General features: G+C 62.2%; 28 protein-coding genes and 2 tRNA genes. All 30 read right to left on the bottom strand.

Going from position 1 to position 16,678, the window contains the following annotated elements:
- Position 1: 1 nt before the first annotated feature.
- Entirely contained in the window at positions 2-361 is a 360-nt protein-coding gene (locus ACEOAC_RS08885; protein ID WP_413444130.1) for a hypothetical protein, read from the bottom strand.
- Entirely contained in the window at positions 358-1,284 is a 927-nt protein-coding gene (locus ACEOAC_RS08880) for a hypothetical protein (RefSeq protein ID WP_413444131.1), read from the bottom strand. Before ACEOAC_RS08880 ends, ACEOAC_RS08885 begins: the two co-directional genes overlap by 4 nt.
- A 14-nt stretch (positions 1,285-1,298) precedes the next feature.
- Positions 1,299-1,550 carry a hypothetical protein gene (locus tag ACEOAC_RS08875; protein WP_413444132.1) on the bottom strand — a complete coding sequence of 84 codons (252 nt, stop codon included), beginning with the start codon at positions 1,548-1,550 and terminating at the stop codon, positions 1,299-1,301.
- A gap of 77 nt (positions 1,551-1,627) precedes the next feature.
- A complete protein-coding gene (locus ACEOAC_RS08870; protein WP_413444133.1) occupies positions 1,628-2,623 on the bottom strand; it encodes a hypothetical protein in 996 nt (331 codons plus the stop codon).
- 70 nt (positions 2,624-2,693) lie between these two features.
- On the bottom strand, positions 2,694-4,094 hold the full coding sequence (locus ACEOAC_RS08865) for a DUF6582 domain-containing protein (RefSeq protein ID WP_413444134.1): 1,401 nt from the start codon (positions 4,092-4,094) through the stop codon (positions 2,694-2,696).
- A gap of 9 nt (positions 4,095-4,103) precedes the next feature.
- On the bottom strand, positions 4,104-4,337 hold the full coding sequence (locus ACEOAC_RS08860; RefSeq protein WP_413444135.1) for a hypothetical protein: 234 nt from the start codon (positions 4,335-4,337) through the stop codon (positions 4,104-4,106).
- A gap of 6 nt (positions 4,338-4,343) precedes the next feature.
- Positions 4,344-4,565 carry a hypothetical protein gene (locus ACEOAC_RS08855; protein WP_413444136.1) on the bottom strand — a complete coding sequence of 74 codons (222 nt, stop codon included), beginning with the start codon at positions 4,563-4,565 and terminating at the stop codon, positions 4,344-4,346.
- A 28-nt stretch (positions 4,566-4,593) separates the two neighbouring features.
- A complete protein-coding gene (locus ACEOAC_RS08850) occupies positions 4,594-4,836 on the bottom strand; it encodes a hypothetical protein (protein WP_413444137.1) in 243 nt (80 codons plus the stop codon).
- Positions 4,837-4,922: 86 nt separating this feature from the next.
- On the bottom strand, positions 4,923-6,350 hold the full coding sequence (locus ACEOAC_RS08845; RefSeq protein ID WP_413444138.1) for a phage portal protein: 1,428 nt from the start codon (positions 6,348-6,350) through the stop codon (positions 4,923-4,925).
- A gap of 14 nt (positions 6,351-6,364) precedes the next feature.
- Positions 6,365-7,750, bottom strand: a complete 1,386-nt coding sequence (gene terL / locus ACEOAC_RS08840) for a phage terminase large subunit (protein WP_413444139.1) — start codon at positions 7,748-7,750, stop codon at positions 6,365-6,367.
- Between the two features lie 3 nt (positions 7,751-7,753).
- On the bottom strand, positions 7,754-8,527 hold the full coding sequence (locus ACEOAC_RS08835; RefSeq protein WP_413444140.1) for a terminase small subunit: 774 nt from the start codon (positions 8,525-8,527) through the stop codon (positions 7,754-7,756).
- A gap of 101 nt (positions 8,528-8,628) precedes the next feature.
- On the bottom strand, positions 8,629-8,808 hold the full coding sequence (locus ACEOAC_RS08830; protein ID WP_413444141.1) for a hypothetical protein: 180 nt from the start codon (positions 8,806-8,808) through the stop codon (positions 8,629-8,631).
- A gap of 20 nt (positions 8,809-8,828) precedes the next feature.
- A complete protein-coding gene (locus tag ACEOAC_RS08825; protein ID WP_413444142.1) occupies positions 8,829-10,970 on the bottom strand; it encodes a hypothetical protein in 2,142 nt (713 codons plus the stop codon).
- A gap of 9 nt (positions 10,971-10,979) precedes the next feature.
- Complete coding sequence (locus tag ACEOAC_RS08820; protein WP_413444143.1) at positions 10,980-11,387, bottom strand: hypothetical protein; 408 nt, start codon at positions 11,385-11,387, stop codon at positions 10,980-10,982.
- Positions 11,384-11,629 carry a hypothetical protein gene (locus ACEOAC_RS08815; protein ID WP_413444144.1) on the bottom strand — a complete coding sequence of 82 codons (246 nt, stop codon included), beginning with the start codon at positions 11,627-11,629 and terminating at the stop codon, positions 11,384-11,386. The genes ACEOAC_RS08820 and ACEOAC_RS08815 overlap by 4 nt, the downstream gene beginning before the upstream one ends.
- Before the next feature lie 89 nt (positions 11,630-11,718).
- A tRNA-Gly gene (locus ACEOAC_RS08810) sits at positions 11,719-11,793 on the bottom strand.
- 6 nt (positions 11,794-11,799) lie between these two features.
- Positions 11,800-12,081 carry a phage capsid protein gene (locus ACEOAC_RS08805; protein WP_413444145.1) on the bottom strand — a complete coding sequence of 94 codons (282 nt, stop codon included), beginning with the start codon at positions 12,079-12,081 and terminating at the stop codon, positions 11,800-11,802.
- An 18-nt stretch (positions 12,082-12,099) separates the two neighbouring features.
- A tRNA-Met gene (locus ACEOAC_RS08800) sits at positions 12,100-12,175 on the bottom strand.
- A gap of 292 nt (positions 12,176-12,467) precedes the next feature.
- On the bottom strand, positions 12,468-12,848 hold the full coding sequence (locus tag ACEOAC_RS08795) for a hypothetical protein (protein ID WP_413444146.1): 381 nt from the start codon (positions 12,846-12,848) through the stop codon (positions 12,468-12,470).
- 177 nt (positions 12,849-13,025) lie between these two features.
- The gene (locus ACEOAC_RS08790) at positions 13,026-13,355 is read right to left on the bottom strand and encodes a hypothetical protein (protein WP_413628794.1); all 330 of its coding nucleotides are present in this window, start codon (positions 13,353-13,355) and stop codon (positions 13,026-13,028) included.
- Entirely contained in the window at positions 13,352-13,519 is a 168-nt protein-coding gene (locus tag ACEOAC_RS08785; protein ID WP_413443609.1) for a hypothetical protein, read from the bottom strand. The genes ACEOAC_RS08790 and ACEOAC_RS08785 overlap by 4 nt, the downstream gene beginning before the upstream one ends.
- Positions 13,516-13,824, bottom strand: a complete 309-nt coding sequence (locus ACEOAC_RS08780; protein ID WP_413443610.1) for a DUF4406 domain-containing protein — start codon at positions 13,822-13,824, stop codon at positions 13,516-13,518. The genes ACEOAC_RS08785 and ACEOAC_RS08780 overlap by 4 nt, the downstream gene beginning before the upstream one ends.
- Before the next feature lie 100 nt (positions 13,825-13,924).
- The gene (locus ACEOAC_RS08775) at positions 13,925-14,332 is read right to left on the bottom strand and encodes a hypothetical protein (RefSeq protein ID WP_413443611.1); all 408 of its coding nucleotides are present in this window, start codon (positions 14,330-14,332) and stop codon (positions 13,925-13,927) included.
- Positions 14,329-14,814 (bottom strand): RusA family crossover junction endodeoxyribonuclease, encoded by a 486-nt coding sequence (locus ACEOAC_RS08770; RefSeq protein WP_413443612.1) that lies wholly within the window; start codon positions 14,812-14,814, stop codon positions 14,329-14,331. Before ACEOAC_RS08770 ends, ACEOAC_RS08775 begins: the two co-directional genes overlap by 4 nt.
- On the bottom strand, positions 14,811-14,960 hold the full coding sequence (locus ACEOAC_RS08765; RefSeq protein ID WP_413443613.1) for a hypothetical protein: 150 nt from the start codon (positions 14,958-14,960) through the stop codon (positions 14,811-14,813). The genes ACEOAC_RS08770 and ACEOAC_RS08765 overlap by 4 nt, the downstream gene beginning before the upstream one ends.
- A gap of 10 nt (positions 14,961-14,970) precedes the next feature.
- The gene (locus ACEOAC_RS08760; RefSeq protein WP_413443614.1) at positions 14,971-15,150 is read right to left on the bottom strand and encodes a hypothetical protein; all 180 of its coding nucleotides are present in this window, start codon (positions 15,148-15,150) and stop codon (positions 14,971-14,973) included.
- On the bottom strand, positions 15,147-15,275 hold the full coding sequence (locus ACEOAC_RS08755) for a hypothetical protein (protein ID WP_413443615.1): 129 nt from the start codon (positions 15,273-15,275) through the stop codon (positions 15,147-15,149). Before ACEOAC_RS08755 ends, ACEOAC_RS08760 begins: the two co-directional genes overlap by 4 nt.
- Positions 15,251-15,379 carry a hypothetical protein gene (locus tag ACEOAC_RS08750; RefSeq protein WP_413443616.1) on the bottom strand — a complete coding sequence of 43 codons (129 nt, stop codon included), beginning with the start codon at positions 15,377-15,379 and terminating at the stop codon, positions 15,251-15,253. Before ACEOAC_RS08750 ends, ACEOAC_RS08755 begins: the two co-directional genes overlap by 25 nt.
- The gene (locus ACEOAC_RS08745; protein ID WP_413443617.1) at positions 15,376-16,233 is read right to left on the bottom strand and encodes a hypothetical protein; all 858 of its coding nucleotides are present in this window, start codon (positions 16,231-16,233) and stop codon (positions 15,376-15,378) included. The genes ACEOAC_RS08750 and ACEOAC_RS08745 overlap by 4 nt, the downstream gene beginning before the upstream one ends.
- Before the next feature lie 186 nt (positions 16,234-16,419).
- Positions 16,420-16,677, bottom strand: a complete 258-nt coding sequence (locus tag ACEOAC_RS08740) for a hypothetical protein (protein WP_413443618.1) — start codon at positions 16,675-16,677, stop codon at positions 16,420-16,422.
- Position 16,678 lies beyond the last annotated feature (1 nt).

Raw genomic sequence — 16,678 nt, 5'->3', positions numbered from 1 at the left:
TTCAGGACTCCAAACGGTCAACCACAAAATCAGGCCCCAACGAACTGACGTAGGGCGAAATCACGCGGTAACGCTGCCCAAATTCATCAGTCACCACATCACCACGTAGAACAGCACCAGCGGAGATCCCAGCTGACAGCGGGATCAGCACGCGCCACATTGTCCTGGCAGGCGTGTCGACCGGGATCTGATCGGCCGGTTTAGGCCCGGAAGAGGCCGGCTGGATGCCGGCGCGGATATCGGAAAACACGATGGTCTCTGGAACCGTCGAGATGCCCCCGTAACCCAGAGCGCCGCCGGAGCTATCCGATTGCGGCCGGCTGATCGTGATGGTTCTCGGATAGAAGAAGTTGAAATTCATGCAAATGGCCTTGCGCGCCAGGGATTGATCATCTGCTTGATGTCATCGCTCAGGAACGTGGACGCGAACAACACGATCTTGGTGTCACCGGCCGCATAGGATTTCACGTTACCCAGCGCCGGCATGTTGGTCATTGCGGAAATGGCCATGGCGCAGGCCTCTTTGATCACGGCGGGCAGCGCACTGTAGAGATACCCGGCAACGTAGCGCACGCGCACTTCGGTGTAGTACGCCAGCATCACACCGGCCGGAACCCACAGCTGCCCGGTGGCCGCGTCGATACCGGCCGCAGTATTCGCAGGCCAGATCTCCCAAGCCGGCGGCCCCCCGAACTTATTGAGGCTGGCCAGGAGGTTGAATTCGGCCATGTCGTAGTTGGCTGCATCGGCGCGTCGGCCATAGCCGTAGCGCCCTGTCCCGCCCACTACTCGCGCGACCGGCGCATTGCCCAGGATGACTTCGGATCTGGACTTCGGCAGGTAGCGCTTCTCCGTGATGAAGTAACCAGTCTCCAGTAGCGCACCACTGGCATGCTGGAACTGCAGGCCGCCACCCGCCGTACTGCCAAGCGTCATCGTCCCGGCGGTGGTATCGATGCTGGTGACCTGCGCGGCTTCCGTGGAATCCGGGTTCTCGCGATCAATCAGAACGCAGTCGCCCACCTGCAGCATCGAGAGCGGGCCTGATGTTGGTACCGTGACCGCCATGCCCGGGCCAAATGCCTGGCCGGCAGTAAAGCTCAGTTCGGTGTTGAGGGCTTGCATGTAGCCCGGCTGACCGCTCGCATCGTTCACATACACCATGCCAGCCGGGCGCTGCAGGTAGGCGTCAAGCAAGACACTAGCCTGCTTGATCTGTGCGGCGCTCGCGCCAGTCGCGCCGTAGGCCGCGATATCGTCACCTTGGAGGTATTCGCTGGGCATGTTGGTCTCAAGAATCAGGAAAGTGCGATTGCGCTTACCTGGGAAGCGTTCGGGATGATTATCGGGCTGCGGCTGGCAAGTTCTTGCTCCACCATATAGTCCGCCAGGTTCTCGGGTACCTCGGCGACACCTTGCACGAATAGCACCGGATACATCCTGGGCTTGCCCTCCTCGTCCATCCAGCACGATGCGGGATAGTGCGTCCCGGGCTGGACAAATACAGTTCGCCGACCGGTACGGGAATCAGGCTGATAGATCTTGGTCATGGAATTCCTCGAAGCACTCACAAAAAAGCCCATCCTTTTGGGGATGGGCTTCAATCTGGTTGCTTATGGCGACCAGGTTACGGGCGCTGCACCTGGCAGACGGCGTGGGCGTAGGAAGCGCCCTTGAACACCAGCGCATCGAACTTCACACCGACGAACTGGCCTGCCAGATTGCCGGTCAGCCCCAGTTGGAACAGGCGCGGATTCGGGTTGAAATCCGAACCGGAGATCACCGGGATCTCGACCATGTCCTCGGTCATGATGACGGCGTAGTAGCCCTTGTTGCCGCTCGGCGTGGCCGAGAAGCCGTAAGCTGCGGTCGAAGCGGGGGTGGTGGGGACGTAAGGATCGCCGATCAGCGGCAACTTGCCCACCTGGGTCGAGATCGCCGCGACCGTGACACCGGCCACAACCTCGACGCTGTCCAGCGTGATGCGGGAGGCCTTGGCTTCCTGGTCGATGTAGTCGGCCAGCAGCGGGTTCAGGTAGATCGCGGTCGGCTTCACCACATAGTTGGCGTTAGCCACCATCGCGGCGACAGCAGATTTCAGGCCATCGATGATCGAGGCGCCCGGGGTGACGGTGAACTGCTGGAGGATCTGGCTCAGGCCGCCCATCCACTGGGTGGTGGTGGGCGCCACCAGCGAGGTGTCGTTACCGGCCCAGACCATCGACGCACGTTGCACTTCGATACCGCTGATGATGTCGTCCACGTCCTTGGCGACCACGGCCGCGAACTGACCTTGCTGTTCGGTCACATCCTTGTCGAACAGCGACAGGTTGGACTGGGCCACGGTGGCCTTGATGAAGACCGGACGCTCCAGGCGGGTCGGGCCAGTGGCGCTCGCCGAGATGTTGCGGGGGTCCACGGACTGGCCCTGCGCGATCGCGGTCTGTTCGAAGTAGCGGTGCGGGTGGCCGGTAGCGCGCACTTGGGGGAAGCGCTGCAGGGCGATAGAGCCACGACGGACGATGTCGGTGATCTCGCGTTCGAATTCCGGCACCTCGATCGCGCCGGTGCCGAGATAGTCGGCGGCTGCGTCGAGGGTGATGCTCTTGGCTTGCGTGCTCATTGGCACTCCTTAAATGTTCAGGACGAAAAAAACCGCCCGGAGGCGGCTAGTCGCGGATTGCGGTGACCGATCAGGCGCGGCCGACTTCCATCAGGCCTTGCTCACGCAGCTTCAGCTTGAACTCGATAGCACGCGGACCCTTCATGCCGGCTGCATCGAGAACTGCATCCACGTCGCTGGCGCTCAAGCGCTTGCCGCTGGCCAGGTCTTCATCGGAAATACCGCCCTTGGCCAGCAGGCTCTTGATCTGCGGGCTCAGGGTCTTGCGTTCCGGCTCCGGCGAGGAGTTGAAGGCCTTGGCGCTCAGGTCGGCGATCTTGGTGTTGGCTGCTGCGAGCTGCTCGTTCAGCGGCTTGACGGCTTCGGCCACGGCGGTGGCGACCGCTTTGGTAACGTCGGCAGCGGCTTCCACCCGGGCGTCGGGCAAATAGTCGTGGTCGCGGTAGATCATCGGGGTCTTGCCCGAGACGGCCTCGGCCGCCATGTGTGCAGCGACACGGCGAATGACGCCAGCGTGACCGGCGCGCGAGTCGCTGCCGATGCCGGCGGCTTCCATCGCAGCGGCGCAGGCGTTCAGGGATTCCACGTGGGGCTTGACCTGGTCAATGATCGGGCCGGCCAGGGACGCGCCCTTGCCTGCTTTGATCTCAGCGAGTTCCTTGCCCTGGGCTTCCAGCTGCGAGGTCACGGGCTTCAGCGCTTCGGCCATCAGGGCCTTGAGTTCTTCGGGGGTCATGTTCAATCCTTCGTCAGCGGATGCCGACAGCGATGTTGATGTGTAGGCGGCCAGGTCTTTGTACAGGACCGCGGCGCCCGTAAAGATGCAATGTTCAATCACCCACAGGTCGGCGTCTGCGTCCTGGATGCGGGCGTCGAGCTCATAACTGAAGCCCAACGCGTCCTTTTCAGCGCGGATTCGCTCGCACTCCCGGGGGAAGTCCTTTGCGTAGAAAAAACCTTCGATGGCGACGGCATCGCCCTCCACTTCGGCACCGGTAATGATGCCGATCTTGGAGGTGCGGTCATGTCCGTCAAAGCCAGGCGTGAAATCAACCGCCATCCCCATCAAGCTGGGGATAGCTGCCTCGGCGACGTCCTTGGGGAGAATCGTCCGTTTTCCGGATGAGCCTCCGGGGGCGACGTCGCTGGGTTGATCGACGCGGGTAAGTACGCCGGAAAACGGCATACGGTTGGGGTGATTGGGAACCACCGGCATTTCGATGGCCATAGCATCGATGCGAAAGCTCGCGGTGATGGTCCAGGCCTTGGTATCAATGCCGAGATGATGGGCCCGCTCCAGAATCCGGCGACGTGCAACAGCCTTTTCCTCGCTGCTCAGGCCCTGCGTGCGATCCAGCATGTCATGCGCCAGTCGGACGTGGGTTTCATCGTGGATGGGCAATTTGCGCTTGCCAGGGACGGCGAAATCGCTATCAGGCAATGCATCGCGTTTTTCTTTTGTCAGGCTCATGGCCCCCTCTTACAGCTTGTCGGTGATCGTTTTGATCTGTTCTGCCAGATCGCCTTCCAGCATTTCCAACGCCCGCAGGGCATTCGTCTTCAACACGTGAGTGGAGGTCAGAAGGACCTCCAGCGCTGCGTGCTCAGCATGCTGTCCGGCCTGCGCCGCACTACGCGACGCAGCCGTAAGTGCAGCCATCAGGCCGACGGGCGACTCGGCAGAATCAGCCGATTTCGATGGAGTGCGCGCCATAATCAATCAGGACTGCAACAGCGTGAGAACGTTGTTGATCGCCGTCAGGTTGCTACCAGCCGGGATGATGCCGGCCAGGCGGGTCAACTGGATGATGGTTTCCTGGAGCGAGCAGTTGACTGCCGAGATCATGCCTTGGGCATCCTCGTAGCCGACAGCAGATGCGACGGCATTCTTTTCGGCGGTGGTCAGGGTCAGGACGCCCAGGTTGGCGACATAGGTGGTCATAGTTCATGTTCCTTTCGAGTGGAGCGGTTTAGCCGATGACAACAGCGTCGAAGGTGCCGGCGGCCAGGGTGTTGGCGGCGGCATTCGGCGTCATCACGACGGTAAAGCCGGTGCTGGTCTTGTTCGTGACGTACCAGGACGCATCCTGGCCCGGGTTGACGAGCACCGAATACTTCGCCGGCAGACCGGCCAGGCCGGTGATGGTGGTGGAGACGGATGCGCCAGCAGAACCGCCAGCGGCGTTCGCCTGAGAAGGCAGGTTCGCAATCATCACTGAATCCGAGCGGGCGAGCCCGGCCAGTGCGCCTTTTGGAACCCTGACTGCATGAACATAATGACTCACGATAAATCCTTTCGTTAATCGCCGCGCGGTCGTTTCACCCCGGAGCGGCCGCGCGTGCCTGGCTCGTCCGGTTTTTCAATGGATGGTTGTTTCGAGGGCTTGTCGTCTGGTTGCAGGTCCTTGTCGACGTCCCGGGCAACACCGCGTGCAGCCACCTTGGCGATTTCCACATCGGCGGCGCACAGATCTGCCCATTGCGACAAGGATGGCTTTCTGCCCAACTTCTCGCGGATTTCATTGGGCGTAAGCGCGTTCATCTCGTAGTACGACTTGTGGATTTCGGCTTGCAGTGACTCATCATCGCGGTCCACACCGAGCCAGCGGAATTCGATCTGCGAGAAGCCAAGCTTGCCCTCGATCGCCTCACGGTTCAGGTAGGATGCGATGTTAGAGGCCATCGGGATGATGGCCGCAGACCATTCCCGCTCGTCCGCCACCTCGGCGGTATTGCGGTTCACATCGGCCTCGACACCCAAGCTCCCAGGTGACAGCTCGAAGGCCGTTGCGATCTCGCGGATCAGGAACTCCTGATACTTCAGGTACAGGGCGTCATCGGTCGTGCCGCGCAATGGATGGACCTTGGCTTCATCGCCACCGATCAGCGGCGTGGTCCCCTGCCCCTCCACCTCGTTGCGCCACCATTCGCGGAAGCGATCCAGCGACACCTGATCCATGCCCTTGAACTGGATCATGTTGGCCGGCTGGCTATTACCGGCGACGTTCCCGGCGTAGTCCGCCGTGGCCAGCAGCCGGTTGATCGTGGAGAAAGCCACCTCCAGGGGGCCGGTGCCGAATGGATCCGAACTGGTCGGATCCTTCCGGATGTAGATCAGCTGATCGTTGAGCAGTGGGATGCCGCGGGTGCTGGCCACGTTGCCCGGGCCGATGGATTGCGAATAGCGCGCCTCGTTCTTGGCCCCGCTCCACCCGATATAGATGTCGATGGAAAGCGCATCAACAGGCCACATCCAGAGCGGGCGAATCTCCTTTCCTCCCAGCTCCTGCTCAATAGCTCCTGCACCGCACACCAGTAGGTCTTCGGTGACCTGCTCGATCATGGTACGGAAGCTGTCGTCATTGTTTGGACGCTCAAAGCACCGCTTGACGATTTCGATCTGCCGACGATGCTCCGCCGTCTCCTCGACGCCCTTCTTGACGCCCACCTCCCAGCCCAAGGCAGCCACCGGAGCCTTGATGCGGTTGATCGCGCGCCGCGCGTAGGGTGTTTTTGCGAACCGACGCAGATTGGCCGGCGTCGGCTTGATCATGGGCTGGTTGCGGTTGTAGTTCTTCCCCCCAATGCTCACCAACTTGGCATACGCGGCCGTGGCACGGTCAGGAGCGTGTCGGAGCCGGCCAGCCCAGATAGCCTGCGCGGTCCGATTCCCCGCCCACTCCGCCAGGCGTTGCAGCAGGGAGGGTTTCCGGAAGTTAGGGTTCATCTGAAGCGGTCTTTTTAAAATGCCCAGCGCTTGGCGGACAGTAATCGGTGGAATGCCCGAGATATTGCGTCGGCCTGATCATCGTGGGCGCCGTTCGGGAACATGCCCAGCTCGTCGGTCAATGGCTTGTTCCATGGGGCCTTGAGCATGAATACGTTCCCGGCCTCCACCTGCGCCGCAAATGGGCTGGCACGTGTGGTTTTGGGGCCTGTCTCGGGCGTGAATTCAATATCAAAGCCTGCGAGCATCCGGACGAAGGCATGTGCCTGGGCTTTGCCTGCCTGCCCAGGATCCTGCGGACCGCTGATCGGGACATCCACACCGTCCTGTGCGGCGGTATTGATGACAGCCTGCTCTACCTTGAGAGAAGAGCCACGGAACCTGTTGATGTCGGCAATGTAGAACCTGCCCAAGGCATCCTTGCCGATCAAGGCGCCTACCGTCCAGTCGGCGCCCTTGTTGTCCGATTCTTCGGTGCCCGCAAAGTCCCAGCCTCGGGCGAATTGGAGTCCGGCGGGCAGCGCTTCCACCACCTTGATAAGCTCGGTCGAGAAGAACCCGCCGGCCTTCGGTGCCGGGCGCTGCTGGTACTGCCCGGAGAAGACGTACGGGGAGGACTGCTCCATGCGGCGCAGTTCCTCGATCGAGTGCTTCTCAGGCCAGAGGGCCGTGCCATCATCCTGGATGGCCGGTAGACAAACGTGATCCCAGGTCTCGCCATTGCCGCCATCCAGCAGCCAGCCGGCAAGGTCTCGCTCATGCAGGCGCTGCATGATCACGATGACCGGCGTATCAGGGCTATTCTTGCGGCTTTCCAGCGTGTTCTGGAACCAATCGATCACGCCTTCGCGGATGGTGTCGCTTTTGGCTTCATCGGCCTTGTGGGGGTCATCAATAATGATGGCGCCACCGAAGCCCTGGCGATGCTTGCCCGCACCGTAACCCGTGATGGTGCCGCCGGAGCCAACCGCGTACATGACGCCGCCGGCGGTGGTGCGCCATTCGTCGCGCGCCTGACTATCGTTGCGCAGACCGACGCCGGGAAAGATGGCCTTGTATTCCGGATCCTGGAGAATGCCGCGCATATCCCAAGAGCTGGTGGCCGCCAGGCGCCCGGAATAGCTGGTATAGATCCACTCGCAATCGGGGTTCTGGCCGAAGGACCAGGCCACCATCGACTTGATCAGCTCGGTCTTGCTGTAGCGCGGCGGGATGTTGATGATCAGGCGCTTGCACTCACCACGGAAGACCCGCATGAGCGCATCGCAGACCACCTCATGGTGCCGCGACCTTTGCCAGGCGTATCCACGCCGATTGGCGAACATCCATCGCGCAAACCAAAATAGGTCAGCCCTGGCCAGCGAGCGATACGCACGGCGTTCTTTCTCGCTGAATTCCATAAATCAAACCTTTGGATTGTTCAACACCTCGCGAATTTCATTGATCGTGGCGTAGGAGCCGCCCTCGTTGACCGTGATGTTGTTGGTAGCCAGCGGCAGGCCATTAGCGCTGCTGTGCTCCACCTTCGTCTTGAACATGCCCAGGTGCTGGCCCACCAGCTTCAGGGCCTCGACCTGGTCGTGGGTCTTCACCTCCAGGCCCTCTTTGCCCTGCTTCACACCCGCATACAGCAGCTTGGCACTGCCCTGCAGCCGCCGGGTGTCTTCGAAGAAGGCATTCCCATGGCCCTGGCCGAAGCACTCTGGGCACTTCGGGTTCGGATCCTTGCGGGCGTCGTAGCCGGTGCCACCGGCCTGGTCGAAGGGCGTTTCCATGAACTGCTGGTTGGATCGATCGGCTTCGGCCTTCTTCTCCAGCATCTGCCGCTGGTGGCTGACCCGGTCGGCCTTCATCTCCTGCGCGGTGCGCTGGTAGCCGAACTTCTTGCCCCAGCAGTGGCGGCAGCAGGTGCGCCGGAACTGCATGACCTGGGACGCATCGGCCGTGCCGATGGCCCACAGGCGCTGGAGCACCGCGTCCTGGGTGATCTCGGTGCGCTCGGCCAGTGCCGCCTGCCGCTCCTGCAGCAGCGCCTGCACCTCAGGCTTGTTCAGCACCTCCGAGGCGATCTGCTTCGCGGTGCGCTCGCTGTAGCCAGCGCGGATAGCCGCCTTGGTCGCATTCAGGTCGATCAGGTACTCATCGACGAAGCGCCGTACTTTGTCCGTGATCCTCATATCAAAACCTCAATAACTACTGCTCGCCCCGCGCCGAAGGAAAAACGGGCGTTGCACCCGGAGAAGGACGGCTTCCATATCGTGCGAGTTATGCCGGCCATTTACCCGTGTTGCCGGCGAGCGGGAACTACTCGCTGCTTGAGACCCTTGCGGATCCAGTACGTCAACTTCTGTTCATCCGGACGCTGGCGGGTGATCACTGCGAACAGGATCACGCCGCACAGGTACAGGCGCAGCCACAAAGCGAAGCGCAGCTCGATACGAATTTGCTCTGTATCCATGGTGGTATCTCCCCATCGGATCAGGCTGCTTGCGGGACCCACGCCTGCGGATCATTGAACGCCCAGCCGGAATTGCCTGAGACGTTCGTGCTGTGCGAGCCTGCACTGAACACCGCGCCGCCGCTGGCCACTACGTCCTGCAGGCTGACGTAATCGGCCTGAATGCGGCCGTTAGCCTTCACGATGTTCGCTGCACTGCCCCCCGTAGCCGACTTGATGGACACGACATTGCTGCCGTTGTACATCAGGTCGTTGCCCGGGCTGGTCAGTGTGGTGGTGCTGCCGGCGGCCAGCGTGACGGTACCTGTACCAGGCACGTTCGGGCGCGGTAGCTGGGGCATCGAGTTGTTGCCAGTGATTGCGATAGCGCCGCTGCCGCCTGGCGCGAAGGTGATTGCCGGGAGTGCTGTGCCGTTGCCGGCAACCGTCTTGGCCACCGCCGACGCGTTGGAGATGTACAACCGACCCAGCCCGGCAAAATTGCTCAAGTTGCCGGCATTTGCACATACAAAAACTGTGCCCGTGCTGGTCAACTGGAGAGTCCCCGCGCCATTTACATAAACATTTGCTGGAGATGTCGTGGCATTCGACGTGTAACTGCTAGTTGCTATCGTCACGCCAGCGGGGATGGTGATGGGCCCGCTACGATGCTGGATCAATGACCCTAATGTCCCAGAATCAATGAAAGTAAGATTCCCGCCGTTTCCGCTGGAAATCTGCATGTTTCCGACAACAGTTGAGCCGTTGAATTGGAAATTTCTATTCCCGCCACGGGCATTCCAATAAAGTGTGCCGCTAAATGTTGCTCCAGTTCGGCCCTTAAATCCGTTGATAACGTTACAAATCGCCGTGCCAGAAACGCTGAATGTGACCGTTCCGGTAGATGCGGACACATCCATAGGACCGCAGGAAAAGCAGCAATCCATGGTGATGGTCGGCGAGCCGGTGAAGGCCTTTGTGATATTCACCGGGTCCTGGCATAACGGGACGCGGCCGCTTGACCAGTTTGCAGGGTTCGACCAGTTGCCCGAACCGGATGCGATCCAGTCTTGATTTACCGGTGCAGTAAAGGTCAGGTTGTAGCCGCCGGAAATGGTGTTGCCGCCGGCATCCGACGAGAACCCAGTGATGCCTGACAGATCCAGGTCAGCGCCACGAATGAAATTGATATCCTGGACCACGATATAGCGCATGTCGATGGTCGTGGCCGCCGTCAAGTCCAGATTTGCAACGATGGCGTTGCTACCAGGCCAAAGCACAGCGCGATGACTTTCGCTATCACCCCACAACTTGTAGGTGTTCGTGATTTTCAACGTCCCCAAGAATGGTGCGGAGATATGTCCGTATTCATTGCTGTATGGACCGATGCGCTCATAAAACGCTACAGTCATTGTGGCGGTTCCGCCGCTGCTTTGAATAGACGACTCAGGCGCCCCAATGAAGCGAACTCGATAATAGGTTCGATTACCCGAAACGAAAATGCGGCTTCCAGTAACTGATGATCCCAGATCCGGCAAAATAATCGTAGCTGTTCCGCCATCAAATGACACGTTGCCGCTGGCGCTAATATTCCAAGGTTGACCTGTTCCATTGCAGGTGAAAGTAGCTGCGCCGAGGTAAAGCGAGCGAACGTTACTAGCGGACGCAACAAACTTACCGAAAGCGTGGGACAGACCGACATTGTCACTGGCACCGTCCATATGCAGATGACCGAAGGTGCTGGTGACGCTCGCAGTTGCGCCTGCGTTGATCGCCGACACGATGGCATAGTTCGGAGTACCAGAAGTGCCAAAGACCAGGTTTCCGCAGGTCTTGCCGCCGAAATCGACAGTTTGCTGGCCGGTCGCGGTGCTCGCGAAAGTGATGGCGCTGGTGGCTGGATCGCCGAGCGCGTACGTCATGCCAGCTCCGAAGCGCAGCGCGATATTACCGGCACCTGCAGTGCCGTCACCGATTGTCAGGGTGACGGCAGCTGGATGCGTCAGCGTGTTGGCGTAGAGGTTTGCGTCGGCCGAACGGCAAACAGCACCAGCGGTCAGCGTCACCGCACCCGACGATGCATTGAACACAACGTCATCAGCGGCAGTCGGCACGGCTCCCTCTACCCAGGTACCGGTGGCATTCCAATTGCCACCGCCCGCGGCTGCTGTACGAGTTGCCATGCTGAATCCTTATGCCACGCGGCCGATATATGCTGCGTCGTAGAGCGTTGCGTTGACCGGTCGAGCGATGTCGTAAACCACGTTCTCGACGCCAGATGCCTGTAGGGTCGGCGCGCTTGCGACCACACCTGCGCCCGTCCACCGGGTGCCGGTCGCCCAGGCCATCCCGACCCCGCCATTGGTGATCTGCAAGCGCACACGAGCAGCGGCGCCGACGGCTGGCCCGTTAGTGAAGGTCAGAGAGGTGATCGCGCCGGTCACCGTGAAGAAGACGTTCCATCCCTGCGACAGGTCGATGGTCAGCGCGCCGCTGACGTTGCCCAGATTCTGGGTCTTTGTGGCCAGGTTGGTGCTGGAACCGCCGCCCGGGAAGATGCCGCAAATCTGCAGCCACCGCTTGAATTCGCCGAGTGTCATTGCTTCACCCAGGGCGAAATCGTGGTGATGTTGGAGCCGGTGTAGGTGTAGGTTTGCTTGAAGCTGTTGCCCTGGGCATCCGGCCCAGCGGTTACGGAGTCCACCGCGCCGCTCGGGCCGCCGTACGTCAGGACCTGCTGCAGGGAGTCCGGGTGGATGACGTAGGTATTGGTCGAATCCAGCACGCACCCCGAGAGCGTGAAACCGGTATCAAAAACCTGGCCATTGATAAACCGTTGCATGGTGGATTCTTTCCGAAATGAAAAAGCCCGCGACCCTTGCGGGAGGCGGGCAAGCTGGATTTCTCCAGAGGAGACACACGCGAACACGATGGAGCAGCCGGTGGGAATCGAACCCTTCGTCCTCAGCTTGGAAGGCTGTGGCTCTGCCATTGAGCTACGGCTGCGGGGAACTACTCGTCAGCGGCGTCCAGGTCTTCCTGCGACATGCCGAAGATCGATACCAGGTGGCCTCCGGGAATGAGTCGGTTGGCCTGCACCTCGGTGTTGAGCACGTCGCGCGCCCAGGCCAGCGCCTTGGTCACGTGCTCGCGGCAGCCGCCGGCGTGCTCGAACTCGAAGCCGTCGACCAGGATCCGGACGCCACCCTCGGGCGACTGGTCGATGGTGATCTTGCCGATCTTCTGCAGATCGACGTAGTCCACCTCGTGGCGGGTGAGGACGGTGCCGGACATGGATGCTCCTGGGTAAGTTGGTTGCAGCGGCAAGATTCGAACTTGCGGCCTCCAGGGTATGAACCTGGCGAGCTACCAGCTGCTCTACGCTGCTTCTGAAATCGTGCCGGGTACAGCGTCCGGCGAGGTTGGGGCGCTTCTGATGGCCCCGGCGTGACGGGTCACTCCTCTGGCACTTCGCTTGGCAATGTATGGCCTGGTTGACGCATCCCTGCGTTGGGCCAGGCCGGCCCTGAAACGAAAAAGCCCCGCGCGGCAGACCGGGCGAGGCTTCAGGAAGAATGTCAGGGGACCAACAAAAAAGCCCCGCTTCATGGAAGAAACGAGGCTTCGTTGTGACTGCTTACTTTTCTCTGGACGAGACAAAACAGCCAGTGATCGGGAATTTACCCGAACTGCATTCGGGTTGCAACATTTTTTCGCAGCAGTGGTTCCAGGGCCGCAACAGCCTCCACGTACGACTCCGCCAGGTCGGCGTTCGGGAAGCGCCAAGCGGTGGTGATCCCGAACTTCTTCCAGATCGCCCACCGGTGGCGCAGGATCAGGCTCTGCATCATGGCCTCGGTCGCCTCCGCGATCTCGTTGTCGCGACGGGCGGCCGCTGCATCCCCCTCGCTCTCGCCTCGCGAACCCTTGATGCCCAGGTCCCGGTCATCCTTGCGCATCCAGGCCGCCCAGACGTCCAGGCAGTATTCGGTTCCATCGCGCTGGCGATCATTCATCGCCTCGATCTTGCGTGGCACCCGTTTCGCGGTCGCATTGAACATGGCTCTTTCCCTCTTTCTCGATGTAGTGCCGGCAGCGCCGGCCGTGTTGCTGTTTCTGTTTGCTGCAGGTCTCCCGATCGAGGACCTTGATCTGGAACGCGCACCCCTTGCACGTTTGCTCCTCACGTTCGATCAGCTGCTGGAGCGGGTCGCGGTACTCGAAATGCCGAAGAGCCATCAAGCCATCCCCGTGTCCGACTTGCGCGCTCCCTCGCACAGGCGCATGTGGCGACCGAGGTCGTAGCCGGTGAGCGGCTTGGCCTCGATGGGCGGCTGCACCCGGGCGGCGACCATGGCCAGGTCCCGCTTCTGGAAGAGACGGGCGCGGCCAGCGCGCTTGCCAGTCAGGTCGCCGCGATCCTCCAGTTGGCGCAGCAGCAGGTAGATCGATCTGGAGGGCATGCCCAGGTGGTCGGCGAGCTCGCTGGCCTCGTACTCGACGCCGCGCTCCATGGCGAGCAGGATGGTCTCGGCCAGAGCCTCGTTGATGGTGGGCTGGCGGCTCATGGAGCGAGCTCCCCACGAACTGCGCCAGCGCCGCGCAGGCCACCGGGCTGACGGGCGGCTGCAGCGGTCATGCGTCCGTACAGGAGCCGGTTCTTCATGCGGATGTACTGCCGGCGCTCGGCCTCCAGGCGTACCAGCTTGGCCAGGTTGCGGACTTTCATCATGTGTTGCTCCTCGGGTGTTGGTGGTACCGGACAGCCATCTCCAGCTTCATGGCGATGTGACGCTCCAGGGTCGCGCCGCGTGAGTTCTCCCAGCCCGGCAGCATCAGGATTTCGTCGCAGGTGACCAGCTGGGCGATGTCGAGCCGCATGCAGGCCACCCAGCCGGCGGCCGGGTCGGCGTTGATCTCGGCGGGGTTGACGACGTCGAAGCCCTGGGCGCGCAGCTCGGCGGCGGCCGCGTGGAAGGCAGGAAAATTCAGGGCGGGCAAGCCGGTCATCGGGCCGGCCACGTATATGCGCTTCATCGACCCTCCCGCGAGGCATGGCGGAGGAACATGGCCAGGACGCCGGCGAACGGCGCGGCCAGCAGGACGAGCGTCAAGACCAGGTCGGTGGTGTCGTCGCTCACGGCATCACCTCAGGGCGACCAGCCAGGCCGCAATAGCCACGGCGGTCCACTAGAACTTCGGCGCGTCGAGTCGCGAGATCATCCTGGCTTTCGACCCAGTAGCCGTCCCGCATGTCATCGTCTTCGATCACCAGTGGAAGCCAGACAGCACTGGCCGGAACGTCAGGTGGCCTTGGAGGTTCTTCGCGCGGCTCGTCCTCTTTCGGCCACCATATCCTTGCCTCGGGCATCTCGGGAGCGGCATCTGCCCAACGCCACATGGCGCACTGCGCACCGATGCACCGGCCGGAGAATTCGGCAATGCTGGTCGGGTCGTTGATGGTGCTCGGCCCACCGGATGCGGGCATGACGCCGATGCGCACCATCGGGCACCAGAGCTTGCTGGCCTCGGTCACGGTATTCATGCCGCCTCCCCGAACAGCCCTGCCTGCGGCTGTACCACGGCCAACGGCGTGATGGTCAGCACCACCCTGGCGCCATCGGCATCCGGCTCCATGCGCTCGGCGACGATGCGGCGCACCCACTTGTCATCCTCGATGGCTACGCCCTTGAGCGCGTCCAGCAGCACCTTGTTCGCGTTGTCCAGGTCGATGCAGCGCACGGTGTCGTCCCAGGCAGCGCCCTCCTGGCGCTGGCGCTTCTGCCAGTCCTGGGGGCGCGCCGGGTAGAGACGTACGTCGATCTGCACGCGGCCGGTGATGGGCTGCAGCAGGCCGGCGGCGCGAATCTTCCAGCCCACCTCGGTCTTGTAGGCCTCGGCTTCCTTGGTGACGTAGGTGATGGCCATGGCCGGCTTCTGCTTCACGCGGTTGGCCGGGATGATGCGCGTGGCCCAGTAGGCGTTGGCCGAGACGGGATACGGCAGGATCAGGGTGATGGGCTTCATTCGTCGTCGCTCCGTACAGGATGGGTCTCGGCGTAGATCTGCACGCGCAGCTGCACGTACTGGCGGGCCAGCTCGGCGATGGACGGATCGCCACGGAAGACGACGGCGGCGATCAACACCAGGGCGGCGGCAAGGATGGCGTTCATGGGGTTCTCCTCAGTGGCCGCAGGGCAGCTGGCCCTCGGCATTGGTGCGGGCGCCGCAGGACAAGCAGCGGACCCCGGCGCGCGGCTTCAGCAAGCCCAAATGACGAGCCAGCAGCTCCAGCGCGACTTCCTGTGGGACGGTCTGCACGATGATGGTCGGCCGGTCTTCGGCGGGGATGGCGGCGATCATTGCGCACCGCCTTCCTGGCCATCACCCTCGGCGATCACCGCCTTGATCTGCTTGGTCGGCCAGCCGGTGTCCTCGCTGATGCGGACCATCAGGATGGCGCTCAGTGGGATGACGTTGTTGCGCATCTTGCTGATGGTCGGGGGGCCGTCTGCAGGTGACGCGCCAGGTGGGCGTCGTTCTTCAGGCCCAGGTGCGCGATGACCTGGTCGAACAGGGTTGCGGTGGTCATGCAGCACCGCCCTTCTCCGCTGCGCGGTCCAGACGTTCGATCTCGGCGAGGATCAGGGCGCCGGCCTTCTTGAGGTTGTTGCGGTAACCAGACGGCTTCCAGCAAACACGGGCCCACGGCCAGCGCTGCTCGTGACCAGCGCGCCGCCATGTCATGTGGCCCTGGGCATAGCAGATCGCGGCTTCAGCAAGAGCGCAGTCGTGATACTGGTCATCGTGCTCAGGCGTCCAGCCTTCGACCTCCTGCTGCCGGCGGCGCTCGGCCAGCACGTCGCGGGCGGCGGCGGACATCTCAGGAACATGGCCCTTCTGCAGTTCAGCGATCTGGGCCTCCAGTTGCCGGATCGCGCCGGTCAGCTTGAGAATGCCCGAGCCCTTGAGGAAGCAATCGTCGGGCCGCTGACGGGCCATGCGCTCAAGGGCGTTCACATCGAAGTGCTTGCCAGCTGGCTCGGGCGCACCCCAGTGGAACGTGGGCGCCACATACGGCTGCGCCTCGTCCTCGGAGGTCTCCAGCGGGCTGTCGGCAGCGCTACCGACGTGCGCACCTTCGGGGGCGCGCTCCACCGGCGCCTGCCACATCAGGCCACCGCTCCAGGACCACCCGAGATGGCTCAACGTGCGGACAGCAGCTTCCGCCTGGCTTCCAGGCTCGCCAACAGGATGAGCGCCGAAGACCACCGAGCGCAGGAACTGGCGCACCACCGTGGCCAGCGAAGCATTGTCATCGTGGAACACATAGGCCCCGTCACCGCCCGGTGTCGAGATGATCCAGTTCCCGTTGACCTCCAAACTGAATTGCCAACCGGTCATGACCCCGCTCCCGAGGAGTTCAGCCGTCTTATCGTTGTCCATCGTGTTTCTCCTTTTTCATCGTTTCCAGAATCTCAACCCGGCTCGGTGCGCCGGGCATCCTTTCGATGGCGGCCAACATCACGTTGGCCAGGTCCTGCCTCGGTGCCGTGGACCGCACGAGCCTTATGCAATCGTCAAGTTTGGTAAGGTCATAGCGGCCGGAGGGCATGGGGGCGAATCGGCCTGTCAGCGGTGCGCAGCGCGGTTGCGAGCGACGTTGCGGGCCTTCTTGGCCTGGCGCTTGTGCTGCGCCACGCTGATGCCGGCGCCCTTGCGGCCATAGGGCGCAAACGGGTTGTAGGGCATGCCGCTGAACATGCTGCGACGGCGCTTCTTGCTGGCGGGTGCGACGACCTGGACGGCCTGCTGTTGGGATAGCGTCGGCTGCAGCGTCAGGGCACCGGCTGCGGCCAGGGCGGCCAGTACGAGGGTCTTGTTGCGCATG

Source organism: Herbaspirillum frisingense (assembly GCF_047325095.1).
GTDB lineage: Bacteria > Pseudomonadota > Gammaproteobacteria > Burkholderiales > Burkholderiaceae_D > Herbaspirillum > Herbaspirillum frisingense.
This window is presented reverse-complemented; position numbering and strand designations above follow the sequence as displayed.

Excerpts from the sequence above, each read along its gene's own strand:
- ACEOAC_RS08790 (WP_413628794.1), bottom strand. The coding sequence starts at position 13,355 with ATGAGCCGCCAGCCCACCATCAACGAGGCTCTGGCCGAGACCATCCTG.
- ACEOAC_RS08825 (WP_413444142.1), bottom strand. The coding sequence starts at position 10,970 with ATGGCAACTCGTACAGCAGCCGCGGGCGGTGGCAATTGGAATGCCACC.
- ACEOAC_RS08750 (WP_413443616.1), bottom strand. The coding sequence starts at position 15,379 with ATGACCACCGCAACCCTGTTCGACCAGGTCATCGCGCACCTGGGCCTG.
- ACEOAC_RS08780 (WP_413443610.1), bottom strand. The coding sequence starts at position 13,824 with ATGAAGCGCATATACGTGGCCGGCCCGATGACCGGCTTGCCCGCCCTG.
- ACEOAC_RS08785 (WP_413443609.1), bottom strand. The coding sequence starts at position 13,519 with ATGATGAAAGTCCGCAACCTGGCCAAGCTGGTACGCCTGGAGGCCGAG.
- ACEOAC_RS08865 (WP_413444134.1), bottom strand. The coding sequence starts at position 4,094 with ATGAGCCTGACAAAAGAAAAACGCGATGCATTGCCTGATAGCGATTTC.
- ACEOAC_RS08745 (WP_413443617.1), bottom strand. The coding sequence starts at position 16,233 with ATGGACAACGATAAGACGGCTGAACTCCTCGGGAGCGGGGTCATGACC.
- ACEOAC_RS08860 (WP_413444135.1), bottom strand. The coding sequence starts at position 4,337 with ATGGCGCGCACTCCATCGAAATCGGCTGATTCTGCCGAGTCGCCCGTC.
- ACEOAC_RS08845 (WP_413444138.1), bottom strand. The coding sequence starts at position 6,350 with ATGAACCCTAACTTCCGGAAACCCTCCCTGCTGCAACGCCTGGCGGAG.
- ACEOAC_RS08815 (WP_413444144.1), bottom strand. The coding sequence starts at position 11,629 with ATGCAACGGTTTATCAATGGCCAGGTTTTTGATACCGGTTTCACGCTC.
- terL (WP_413444139.1), bottom strand. The coding sequence starts at position 7,750 with ATGGAATTCAGCGAGAAAGAACGCCGTGCGTATCGCTCGCTGGCCAGG.
- ACEOAC_RS08755 (WP_413443615.1), bottom strand. The coding sequence starts at position 15,275 with ATGCGCAACAACGTCATCCCACTGAGCGCCATCCTGATGGTCCGCATC.
- ACEOAC_RS08820 (WP_413444143.1), bottom strand. The coding sequence starts at position 11,387 with ATGACACTCGGCGAATTCAAGCGGTGGCTGCAGATTTGCGGCATCTTC.
- ACEOAC_RS08870 (WP_413444133.1), bottom strand. The coding sequence starts at position 2,623 with ATGAGCACGCAAGCCAAGAGCATCACCCTCGACGCAGCCGCCGACTAT.
- ACEOAC_RS08805 (WP_413444145.1), bottom strand. The coding sequence starts at position 12,081 with ATGTCCGGCACCGTCCTCACCCGCCACGAGGTGGACTACGTCGATCTG.
- ACEOAC_RS08760 (WP_413443614.1), bottom strand. The coding sequence starts at position 15,150 with ATGATCGCCGCCATCCCCGCCGAAGACCGGCCGACCATCATCGTGCAG.
- ACEOAC_RS08795 (WP_413444146.1), bottom strand. The coding sequence starts at position 12,848 with ATGTTCAATGCGACCGCGAAACGGGTGCCACGCAAGATCGAGGCGATG.
- ACEOAC_RS08885 (WP_413444130.1), bottom strand. The coding sequence starts at position 361 with ATGAATTTCAACTTCTTCTATCCGAGAACCATCACGATCAGCCGGCCG.
- ACEOAC_RS08880 (WP_413444131.1), bottom strand. The coding sequence starts at position 1,284 with ATGCCCAGCGAATACCTCCAAGGTGACGATATCGCGGCCTACGGCGCG.
- ACEOAC_RS08850 (WP_413444137.1), bottom strand. The coding sequence starts at position 4,836 with ATGATTGCGAACCTGCCTTCTCAGGCGAACGCCGCTGGCGGTTCTGCT.
- ACEOAC_RS08835 (WP_413444140.1), bottom strand. The coding sequence starts at position 8,527 with ATGAGGATCACGGACAAAGTACGGCGCTTCGTCGATGAGTACCTGATC.
- ACEOAC_RS08775 (WP_413443611.1), bottom strand. The coding sequence starts at position 14,332 with ATGAATACCGTGACCGAGGCCAGCAAGCTCTGGTGCCCGATGGTGCGC.
- ACEOAC_RS08875 (WP_413444132.1), bottom strand. The coding sequence starts at position 1,550 with ATGACCAAGATCTATCAGCCTGATTCCCGTACCGGTCGGCGAACTGTA.
- ACEOAC_RS08855 (WP_413444136.1), bottom strand. The coding sequence starts at position 4,565 with ATGACCACCTATGTCGCCAACCTGGGCGTCCTGACCCTGACCACCGCC.
- ACEOAC_RS08740 (WP_413443618.1), bottom strand. The coding sequence starts at position 16,677 with ATGCGCAACAAGACCCTCGTACTGGCCGCCCTGGCCGCAGCCGGTGCC.
- ACEOAC_RS08765 (WP_413443613.1), bottom strand. The coding sequence starts at position 14,960 with ATGAACGCCATCCTTGCCGCCGCCCTGGTGTTGATCGCCGCCGTCGTC.
- ACEOAC_RS08770 (WP_413443612.1), bottom strand. The coding sequence starts at position 14,814 with ATGAAGCCCATCACCCTGATCCTGCCGTATCCCGTCTCGGCCAACGCC.
- ACEOAC_RS08830 (WP_413444141.1), bottom strand. The coding sequence starts at position 8,808 with ATGGATACAGAGCAAATTCGTATCGAGCTGCGCTTCGCTTTGTGGCTG.